A 9,849-nucleotide genomic window follows, 5' to 3' on the forward strand; every position below is an offset into this window, starting at 1 on the left:
GGGTAGTGGGCCCGGAGGGCCCCGTGGCCCGCGCACCGAGGCTCGTGCACCGGATCGGTGACAGACGTCAGAGAAACCGGCGGCACGAGCCCGGGGCGGTACGGCGGAGGAATGCGTCAGAGGCGTCCGGCGATCCTGCGCGGCGTCACACGGACCACGACCCGCTCGGCGTCCTGCTCCCAACCCGGGTTGAACTCGGCGTAGTTCTTGCCGACGTACTTCTGCGCCAGCTCGTCGATCAGCTCCTTGCCGCCCTCGGTGGTCATGGTGACCGTGCCGCGGATCTCGGCGTACGAGTACGGGGCGTCGGCGGGCTGCACCACGACGCTGACGCGGGGGTCCCGCTCCAGGTTGCGGGTCTTGCGGCGGTCGGTCGTGGTGGAGATCAGCAGGTCGTCGCCGTCCCGCTTCACCCATACCGGGGACACCTGCGGGCTGCCGTCGGGCTGGATCGTGGCGATGTTGACGAAGACGGGGGTGTCGAGAACCTGCTTGAGCTCGTCGGAGAGCTGGGTTGCTGTCACGGCTGTCGCCTTTCGCGGAATCGTGAACGTCGTCGGTGACCGACTGCGGCGTGTGCCACGCCAGCGCCGTCTTCAACCGTCCAACACCCGTGCGGCGCACGGTGTTCCGCGCGGAGGGACGAGCGGACCCGAGCCCGCCGGGCCCTTGCGCGCTCCGGGCTCACGCCCCCTGCGGCACTACGAGCGCCGTCGCGATCGCGGCCAGTCCCTCGCCGCGGCCCGTCAGACCGAGCCCGTCCGTCGTCGTACCGGAGACGGAGACGGGCGCGCCCACCGCGGCGGACAGCGACTGCTGCGCCTCGGCCCGGCGCCTGCCGACCTTGGGCCGTACGCCGACGACCTGGATCGCCACGTTGCCGACGGCGAAGCCCTCCGCCCGTACGATCCGCGCCGCCTCCGCGAGCAGCCGCACCCCGGAGGCACCGGACCACTCGGGGCGGCCGGTGCCGAAGTGCGCGCCGAGGTCGCCGAGGCCCGCCGCGGAGAAGAGGGCGTCGCAGGCGGCGTGGGCGGCGACGTCGCCGTCGGAGTGCCCGGCGAGGCCGTAGCGCTCGCCCTCCCAGAGCAGACCCGCGCACCACAGCTCGCGCCCCTCCTCGAAGGCGTGCACGTCCGTGCCGACGCCGACCAGGGGAAGGACGGGCAGCGCCCGGGCTTCCGCGTCCGGGCCGTGGCCGCCCGCGGCCTGTGGCTCAGAAGCCATCCGTCGTACGCCTCCTCGCCAGCACGGCCTCGGCCAGCACCAGATCCAGCGGCCGGGTCACCTTGAACGCCTCGTCGTGCCCGGGCACCACCACGACCTCGATGCCGAGCCGCTCCACCATCCCCGCGTCGTCCGTGGCGCCGTCGCCCTCCCGCAGGACCTGCGCGTGCGCGGCGGCGAGGACCTTCACCTCGAAGCCCTGCGGGGTCTGCACGGCACGCAGCCGCGACCGCTCGGGGGTGCCGGTCACCGGCTCGGGCTCGCCGGCCCCGCGGATCTCGACCTCCTTGACGGTGTCGGCCACGGGCAGTGCCGGCACCACGGCGGGCGCCCCCGCCCGTACGGCCGCCGCGACCGCGTCCACAGTCTCGACCGGTACGAGCGGACGGGCCGCGTCGTGCACGAGGACGGAGTCGAAGCCGTCGGGCAGCGCCGCGAGCCCGAGACGTACGGAGTCCTGACGGGTCTCACCGCCGGGTACGACCACGATGTCGGCGGCGGCCCCGGCCGGAGCGGCGTGCTCCTCCAGCAGCAGCCGCACCTCGTCCGCGCCGTCCGGCGGGGCGACCACGACGACGAGGGACACGGCACGGGAACGGGCCATGGCCCGCACGGCGTGCACCAGCATCGGCGTACCGCTCAGCGCACGCAGCGCCTTGGGAGCGCCGGGGCCGAGACGCAGGCCGCGGCCCGCGGCCGGGATGACGGCGGCGGTGCGGTGCACGGATCGGGACGAGCGCGCCACGACGGGAGCGGCCTCCGGGGTGGACAAGGGCGCGGGCGCGGAGAGCGGCGCGGCCACGGGCGCCGGGACGGGAGCAGCGGAAGCGGACGCGGAATCGCCTGCGCCCTCCCGTCCTGCTCCTTCCGGGTGGACGGCGGGCGACTCGCCCGCGGATCGGATTGACATCGCTTGCACGTTCAGGTTTGTGTCCTCAGCCGGTGTGGGTATGGCCTGGAAGTACCCCCGGCCACAGGTTGGGGGCGTGCCGGGCGCGACGCCTTGACCGGCCCTTCCGTGAACTCCGGTCGAGGCAGCAGCCCGGGCCCGGCACGCACTCGTACAGCCGTGAGCGACGGCGACGAAGCCCGAGTACGGCGGGCACAGGCGAGGTTACTGAACGCTGTCGCGGTTCGCTCGCAGAGCTTCGCCGTCACGCGGCCTCCCCTGGATCCGACCGTCCCCGGACATGCCGCAGCGCCCGGCGACGGGGAGTCACTCGGGCACTGCGGCACAGCCTTGCTCTGTTACTGCTCAGACTTTCTTGCTCTGCTCTCCTGCGGTGCTGCCCGAACCGGTTGCCCTGTGCGCCGGTCGATCCTTCGCGCGCTCGTCCGTGCCTGCTGCTCCGAAGAGGGTTCGGGGGCAGGCGGTCAGGCGGAGCGGGTCAGGACGCGAGGACCTCGTCAAGCAGCGCCTCGGCCTTGTCCTCGTTCGTGTTCTCCGCGAGAGCGAGCTCACTCACCAGGATCTGGCGGGCCTTGGCAAGCATCCTCTTCTCGCCGGCGGAGAGCCCGCGTTCGCGCTCACGGCGCCACAGGTCGCGGACGACCTCGGCCACCTTGATCACGTCACCGGACGCCAGCTTCTCGAGATTCGCCTTGTAGCGCCGGGACCAGTTGGTCGGCTCCTCGGCATACGGTGCGCGGAGCACCTCGAAGACCCTGTCCAGCCCGTCCGAACCGACCACATCCCGTACGCCCACGAACTCCGCATTGTCCGCCGGCACACGAACCGTCAAGTCGCCCTGCGCAACCTTCAGAACCAAGTAGGTCTTGTCCACGCCTTTGATCTGGCGAGTTTCGATAGCCTCGATCAGCGCGGCCCCGTGATGGGGATAGACCACGGTGTCGCCAACCTTGAACGTCATGTGTCAGGTACCCCTTCCGTGACTATCCAGAGTAACACGGAATCGGGCTCTTCTGAATGGCGTTTTCGCAGGTCAGGCCGCATCTCGGGGCTTGACAAGCGGCCCTGTTACGTGCTGCGGAGGGCGGCACCGGGAGGGTATTCGCAGGTCGGGGCACTTCCGTAGGCGCATCGAAACACGGCGGACACGTCTGAAGAAGGTGCTTCAGAAAGCATCAGCCGTCCGTTTTGTCCGACTGTAAGTCGTCGCCCGTTCGGCCCTCTTCAGCTCTTCCCGGACTTTCCCAAGAATTGATCAGCAGTTTCGCTGATCAATTCACTGCCCGTTCGCATTCTTTACGCCGAAACGACTCTGCACCGGGCGCCGTTCGCGGCCTGACGTACGTACTCCCGGGGCCCGTCCGGCGCGCGGCGGGAGGGCCGGGTGCGGGGCGCCGCGGGGCGCTCGGTAACCTGAGCCGCACCAAGAACACCGGTAACGCAGAGAAGAACCACGCCAAGAACACCGTATCCGCCCGCGACCGGCTCGTAGTTCGGCCGCCAGAGCTCGCCCAGGAGTTGCCGCCGCCGTGAGCAGCAGCATTCGACGCGGCACCCTCGCCGCCACCGCCCTCGCGCTCGCCGTCGTCACACTGTCCGCATGCGCCGCCGGCAAGGACGCGCAGACGCTGGAGATCAAGCCGGACAGCGCCGCGACCAGCCTGGGCTCCGTCAAGGTGCAGAACGTCACCATCGTCACGCCCGGGACCGGTGAGGGCTCCGCCGTCGTGACGGGCCGGATCTTCAACCAGGGGCAGAAGGACGAGACCCTGACGGCGATCAAGGTCAAGGGCGTCAGCGGACGCGTACAACTGCGCCCGGCCGAGGGCGAGAAGAAGCTGACCGTGCCGGCGGGCGGCTCGCTCGCGCTGGGCGGCGAGGGCAACGCCTCGGCCCAGTTGCCCGAGGCCGGTGCCGGCGCCGTACGGAACGGCAACGCCCAGGGCGTCACCTTCGACCTCAGCCGTACGGGCCATGTGTCGCTGCGGGCGGCGGTCGTCCCCGCGCACGGCGACTACAAGAAGTTCGGGCCTACGCCCGAGCCTTCGCCGAGCACGTCGTCGGGCACGCCCTCCGGGTCCCCGTCCGGGAGCGCCTCGGACGAGGCGACGTCCACCGCGTCGCCCGCCGGGCCGGCCGACGACGAGGGCGCCGAGAAGACCGCAGGAGCGGAGCACGCGGCCGGTACCGGGGCCGGAGGCCACGACTCGGGGCACTGAGCCCGCACCGGTCACACCACGGACATGCGTGAGGCCCCGCCCGTACAGGTCGTACGAGCGGGGCCTCACGTGTGTGGCGCGGCGTGCGCGCAACGGGCGGTCTACGGCTCGAACTTGTAGCCCAGGCCGCGCACCGTCACCAGGTAGCGGGGCGCTCCCGGGTCGGGTTCGATCTTGGCGCGCAGTCGCTTGACGTGGACGTCGAGGGTCTTGGTGTCGCCCACGTAGTCGGCGCCCCAGACGCGGTCGATGAGCTGCATGCGGGTCAGCACCCGGCCCGCGTTGCGCAGCAGCATCTCCAGGAGGTCGAACTCCTTGAGCGGCAGATCGATCTTGCTGCCGTCGACGGTGACGACGTGCCGGTCGACGTCCATACGGACCGGGCCGGCCTCCAGGGCCGCCGGGGTGACCTCCTCCGGCTCGCCCTGGCGGCGCAGCACCGCCCGTACGCGCGCGACGAGTTCGCGCGAGGAGAAGGGCTTGGTCACATAGTCGTCGGCGCCTATCTCCAGGCCGACGACCTTGTCGATCTCGCTGTCCTTGGCGGTGACCATGATGACCGGGACGTTGGAGCGGCCGCGCAACTGGCGGCAGACCTCGGTGCCGGGCAGGCCCGGCAGCATCAGGTCGAGCAGGACGAGATCGGCGCCGTTGCGTTCGAACTCGTCCAGCCCGTCCGGGCCGGTGGACGCGACGGCTACCTCGAAGCCTTCCTTGCGAAGCATGTACGACAGTGCGTCGCTGAACGATTCTTCGTCCTCGACGACGAGCACTCGGGTCACGGGAGGACCTCCGGGGCGGTTTCAGGGGCGCGCAGCAGTCCGCGCTGTGGTGAGAAGGGGGAGGTGGACGTACGGGGAGCGGAGCGGACGGACGAGGAGTGAGGGGAAGGGGAAGGAGAGGGAGGGGCGTCGGAGGAGGCGGCGGCGCTGAGGGGAGGGCGGGCGGTGCGGAGGCGCCGGGGCGGCTCCTTCGGGGCGGAGGGTCCGGCGCTGCGGGCGCGGTATGCGGCCGGCCCCTCCCCGGCCTTCCCGGACCGCCGGGACTCCCCGGCCGTCCTGGCCTCCCGTGCCTCCTCCGGTACGTCGTACTCCTCGTCGAACTCCTCGCTGCCGCCGGGCTCGTGGACCTCGGCCGGTTCCTCGAGGGCGCCCGCCGGACCGTCCGGACCGTCCGCGCCGCCCGCCCCGGAGTCGGAGCGTGACGCGGAGCCGGATCCGGAGCGGCTCTGTGCGCTGCCGGCCTCCGGCAGCCGGAGCGTGAAGGTGGAGCCCTGTCCTTCGGCGCTCCACACGGTGACCTCGCCGCCGTGCGACGCGGCCACATGCTTGACGATGGCCAGTCCCAGGCCCGTGCCGCCGGTGGCACGCGAGCGGGCCGGGTCGACGCGGTAGAAGCGCTCGAAGACGCGCTCCCTGTCGCGCTCGGATATGCCGATGCCCTGGTCGCTGACGGAGATCTCGATCAGATCCCCGCCGGGGGCGGGGACCCGGCGGCCCGCTATGCCCACGCGGGTGCGGGCGGGCGAGTAGTTCACGGCGTTCTCGACGAGGTTGCCGAGGGCCGCCGCGAGTTGGCTGCGGTTGCCCCAGACGAAGAGGCCGTCGCCGGCGTCGCCGCCGCGCGTGCCCGTACCGGTGCTCGTGCCCGGGGCCGCGCTCGTCCCCGTCCCCGTCCCCGTCCCCGTGCTCGTGCTCGTACTCGTACTCGCTGCCGATGTGCCCGTGCGTCCCGCGGCGAGCGTGATCTGCTTGCTGCCCGCGGACTGGCGGCAGCGGTCGATGGCCTCGGCCATCAGCTCGTCCACGCCGACCCGTTCGGAATCGCCCATCGGGTCGTCGTTCTGCACGCGGGAGAGGTCGATCAGCTCCTGTACGAGGCTGGTCAGCCGCGTCGACTCGTACTGCATGCGCCCGGCGAAGCGCTCGACCGCTTCCGGGTCGTCCGCCGCGTCCAGCACCGCCTCGGAGAGCAGCGAGAGCGCGCCGACCGGAGTCTTCAGCTCATGGCTGACGTTGGCGACGAAGTCGCGCCGTACGGCCTCGATGCGGCGGGCCTCCGTCATGTCCTCGACCAGGAGCATCACCAGCCGGGAGCCGAGCGGGGCGACGCGGGCGGAGACGGCCAGGGCGTCGCCACGACCCGTGCCGCGGCGCGGCAGGTCGAGGTCAACCTGCCGTATCTCGCCGTCGCGCCGGGTCTCGCGGGCCATCTTGAGCATCGGCTGCACGGCGAGCCGGCCGCCCCGTACGAGCCCGAGGGCGTACGCGGCGGAGCTGGCCTTGACCACTTCGTCCGCCTCGTCCAGGACGACGGCGGAGGAGCGCAGCACGGAGAGCACGGTGTCGACGCCCGGGGGCAGCACCGCCTCGGTGTGCAGGGAGGAGCGGGTGGGACGGGCCTGGTCGCGTTCGCTCCAGCGGAACGAGAGCATCGCGATCACACCGGTCAGGACTCCGGCGATCGCTGCCGCTGCGGCGACCGCCGCGTTCACGTTCATGTCTCCAGGCTATGCGCGCCCGCCGACACCGCCCCAGGGGAAGCGGGAGACCTCGGACACTCGTCTCCCAGAGTTCACCTCGAGGTCGGGGGCGATTCACCGGGGAGGTCGGCGACGGACGCATTACGGACGGAGCGTGGGAGCGTGGAGGGGCCGAGGCCCGGCCCTGTGGGCCCCTTTTCCGAGACACCGTGCGAGGGAAGGACAGCCATGCGCGACGCCTATCACGAGGAACTGGACTCGATCAGCGACAGCCTGGTCGACATGGCCCGGTTCGTCGGCTCTGCGATCGGCCGCGCCACGACGGCGATGCTGGACGCGGACCTGAAGCTGGCCGAGAGCGTCATCGCGGCGGACGAGAAGGTCGACGACATCCAGCGCGACCTGGAGACCCGCGCCATCCAGCTCCTGGCACGGCAGCAGCCCGTCGCGACCGACCTGCGGATCGTCGTGACGTCGCTGCGGATGAGCGCCGACCTGGAACGCTCCGGGGACCTGGCGCAGCACGTGGCGAAGGTGGCGCGGCTGCGCTTCCCCGACTCCCCCGTGCCGAGCGATCTCCAGGCCACGCTGCTGGAGATGGGGCAGCTCGCACAGCGGCTGATGGCGAAGGCCGCCGAGGTCATCATCACCAAGGACATCGATCTGGCGATGCAGCTCGAGCAGGACGACGACACGATGGACGACCTGCACCGCACCCTCTTCCAGCACCTCATGGACGACCGCTGGCACCACGGCATCGAGACCGCCGTCGACGTGACGCTGCTCGGGCGCTACTACGAGCGCTTCGCGGACCACGCGGTCTCGGTGGCACGCCGCGTCGTCTACCTCGTCACCGGTGACTACGCGGACGAGATCGACCCGGCGTCGGCGGCCGCGGGCGACGGGACGGCTCCCGTCGAGAGCACCTGAGCGCCCGCCGCGCGCCGAGCGCGGTGCCGGCTTCCGCCGCGCCGAGCGCGGACTCCCGCTCGCGAACGGTCCGTTCCGTCCGTACACGCCCGTACCCGTCCGTGCACATCCGTGCCGTCCGTACATGTACGTGCTGTAAGAGAGGAATCGGGCCGCTCGCGGCATGTGCAACGACGCGCCCTTGATGCGCCCGCCGGGCCGCTCCGAGGCTGAGTCCACGACGGGGTGGACGACGGGGAGGGAAAAGGAGGGCAGTCATGGCCGATCACAGCGGTACGGACCCGGTTCTGTCTCCCGCACGGCCCGAGGGCGGGCCGTCCCTGCACGTACTGGGGGCGTGCGGGTGCGGTCCGGGATGCGGGTGCGGATGTCAGTCGGGCGGTCCGTGTCAGTGCAGCGGAAGCTGCGGCTGAACGCGCCGGCCGCGGACTGAACGCGCCGCACGCGGAGTTGCGCGGCGCGCGCGGAGTTGCGCGGCGCGCGCGGCCCGGAACCGCCGAGGGCCCTGCCCGGTTCGACGGGGCAGGGCCCTCGGCTTGTGCGTACGGACCTGGCACGTACGGACCCTGTGCGTGCGGACCCTGAGCGTACGGACCTGACGCCTGCCGACCTGACGCGTACGGACGGGAAGCGCGGCGAGAAGCGCTCCCCTACGCCGCCGTCAGCGCGTCCGCCAACTCGTCCAGGCTGCCGAACTGCCCGTCGAAGACGTCCGATTCCGCGGGCGGATCGCCGGACGGCCGCCGTACGTACGCGGTCCGCATGCCGCTCGCGCGGGCGCCGCGCAGGTCCCAGGCGTGAGCGGCCACCATGAGCATCCGTTCCGGCGGACGTCCGGCGGCGTCGGCGGCGAGCCGATAGACCTCCGGTGCGGGCTTGTAGGCCGAGACGGTCTCGCCGGAGAGCGTCTGGTGCCACCGCAGCCCGGCGTGCGCGTTGAGCCAGGTCAAGGCGGTGGAGGAGGCGTTGGAGAGCGCGAGCACGGGGTACCGGCGTGCGATGCGCTCCAGCCCGGCGGCGGAGTCGCCGTACGGCGGCAGCCTCCGGCCCGCGGTCGCGAGCCGTTCCACGGCCGCCGGGTCGTCCACTCCGGCGCGTTCGGCGACCTGTCGCGCGGCCTCGGCGTCGATCACCTCCGTACCGGCGTACGCGCGGTCTCCCCGCCGCACGCGCCGCTCCTCGGACTCGCGGCGGCGCAGCCACAGGGCGAGCAGATCCTCGGCGTCCGCCGCCGCGGAGGCGTCCGCCATCGCTTGGACCTCCGCCCGGAACCCGCTCTCCTCGTCGATCAGCGTTCCGAGGACGTCGAAGACGACGACCTCGATGTCGTGAATACCGGCCATGCGCGCTCCCGTTCGCGAGGTCGTCACCAGTTCAACCGGTGACGACCTTGGCACCGTCCTGCATCACCGGTCAAGATGGTGACGTGGAATTCGCGTTCGTGAGCGGCAACCCCGCGCTCGACCTGGCCGGAACCGTGGGCTCCCGGCGGGACGAGGCCGTCGACGCCCTGTCCGGCCCGGCGGATCTCGAGCGGTGGATCGCCGAGTGCGACGAGTTGCCGGACCGTGTCCGCGTCGGCCGCGCGGGGTTCGAGTCCGCGCTCTCACTGCGGGAGGCGCTCTACCGCCTCGCCCTCGACCGCGTACTCGACCGGCGCTTCGACCGGGACAGCCTCGAGATCGCCAACCGTACGGCCGCCGGGCCGGTCCCCGGCCTCGAACTCGGCGACACGGGGCTGCACATCACGGGGGACCTCCGCGCCGTGCTCTCCCACATCGCGCGGAGCGGCATCGCGGTGCTCGCCGATCCGGACGCCTGCCTCAAGGAGTGCGGCCGCACCGGCTGTACGCGCATCTACCTCGACCGCTCCCGCGGCGCCCGGCGCACCTGGTGCGGCATGGAGGCCTGCGGCAACCGCATCAAGGCCGCCAACTACCGGGCCCGCAAGCGGAGTTCGGGCGCGGTGGCAGACCGGGGGCCGGAGGGGGCGGGCTGACGCCGGTGCGTGGCGGGCGGCCCGGCCGGGCTGGGGTGGGCAGGGCTGGGCCGGGCTGGGCCGTCGGACCGGCCGGCCCGGT

The 9,849-nt window shown here is 72.1% G+C and carries 9 protein-coding genes and 1 pseudogene; 3 read left to right on the plus strand and 7 right to left on the minus strand.

What is annotated here, in order from left to right; all coding sequences use genetic code 11:
- Window positions 1–116: 116 nt before the first annotated feature.
- The 4 genes from AN218_RS19515 to AN218_RS19530 form a co-directional block, all read right to left on the minus strand.
- Window positions 117–524 carry a PPOX class F420-dependent oxidoreductase gene (locus AN218_RS19515; RefSeq protein WP_070018182.1) on the minus strand — a complete coding sequence of 136 codons (408 nt, stop codon included), beginning with the start codon at window positions 522–524 and terminating at the stop codon, window positions 117–119.
- Window positions 525–684: 160 nt separating this feature from the next.
- Complete coding sequence (gene ispF, locus AN218_RS19520; RefSeq protein ID WP_079132348.1) at window positions 685–1,227, minus strand: 2-C-methyl-D-erythritol 2,4-cyclodiphosphate synthase; 543 nt, start codon at window positions 1,225–1,227, stop codon at window positions 685–687.
- Window positions 1,217–2,137: a 2-C-methyl-D-erythritol 4-phosphate cytidylyltransferase gene (gene ispD / locus AN218_RS19525; protein WP_420855990.1), complete on the minus strand. Its 921-nt coding sequence runs from the start codon at window positions 2,135–2,137 to the stop codon at window positions 1,217–1,219. Before ispD ends, ispF begins: the two co-directional genes overlap by 11 nt.
- Window positions 2,138–2,615: 478 nt before the next feature.
- Entirely contained in the window at window positions 2,616–3,098 is a 483-nt protein-coding gene (locus AN218_RS19530; protein ID WP_016472332.1) for a CarD family transcriptional regulator, read from the minus strand.
- A 568-nt stretch (window positions 3,099–3,666) separates the two neighbouring features.
- On the opposite strand from AN218_RS19530, the gene AN218_RS19535 reads away from it, so the two are divergent.
- Window positions 3,667–4,356, plus strand: a complete 690-nt coding sequence (locus AN218_RS19535) for a DUF461 domain-containing protein (RefSeq protein ID WP_070018184.1) — start codon at window positions 3,667–3,669, stop codon at window positions 4,354–4,356.
- Between the two features lie 101 nt (window positions 4,357–4,457).
- Here AN218_RS19535 and phoP read toward each other — a convergent pair whose 3' ends face one another.
- Together phoP and phoR are read right to left on the minus strand one after the other, a co-directional pair.
- A complete protein-coding gene (phoP, locus tag AN218_RS19540) occupies window positions 4,458–5,129 on the minus strand; it encodes a two-component system response regulator PhoP (protein WP_476755966.1) in 672 nt (223 codons plus the stop codon).
- Window positions 5,130–5,586: 457 nt separating this feature from the next.
- Window positions 5,587–6,856, minus strand: a pseudogene (phoR, locus tag AN218_RS34645) (two-component system sensor histidine kinase PhoR); the annotation flags it as partial.
- A gap of 210 nt (window positions 6,857–7,066) precedes the next feature.
- Between phoR and phoU the strand changes: the two are divergent.
- Window positions 7,067–7,768 (plus strand): phosphate signaling complex protein PhoU, encoded by a 702-nt coding sequence (gene phoU, locus AN218_RS19555; RefSeq protein ID WP_070018186.1) that lies wholly within the window; start codon window positions 7,067–7,069, stop codon window positions 7,766–7,768.
- 650 nt (window positions 7,769–8,418) lie between these two features.
- Here phoU and AN218_RS19560 read toward each other — a convergent pair.
- Window positions 8,419–9,111 carry a haloacid dehalogenase type II gene (locus tag AN218_RS19560; RefSeq protein WP_070018187.1) on the minus strand — a complete coding sequence of 231 codons (693 nt, stop codon included), beginning with the start codon at window positions 9,109–9,111 and terminating at the stop codon, window positions 8,419–8,421.
- Between the two features lie 83 nt (window positions 9,112–9,194).
- Here AN218_RS19560 and AN218_RS19565 point away from each other — a divergent pair, with 83 nt between their 5' ends.
- On the plus strand, window positions 9,195–9,767 hold the full coding sequence (locus AN218_RS19565) for a CGNR zinc finger domain-containing protein (RefSeq protein ID WP_070018188.1): 573 nt from the start codon (window positions 9,195–9,197) through the stop codon (window positions 9,765–9,767).
- Window positions 9,768–9,849: the final 82 nt, after the last annotated feature.

Source organism: Streptomyces nanshensis (assembly GCF_001751255.1).
Lineage (GTDB): Bacteria > Actinomycetota > Actinomycetes > Streptomycetales > Streptomycetaceae > Streptomyces > Streptomyces nanshensis_A.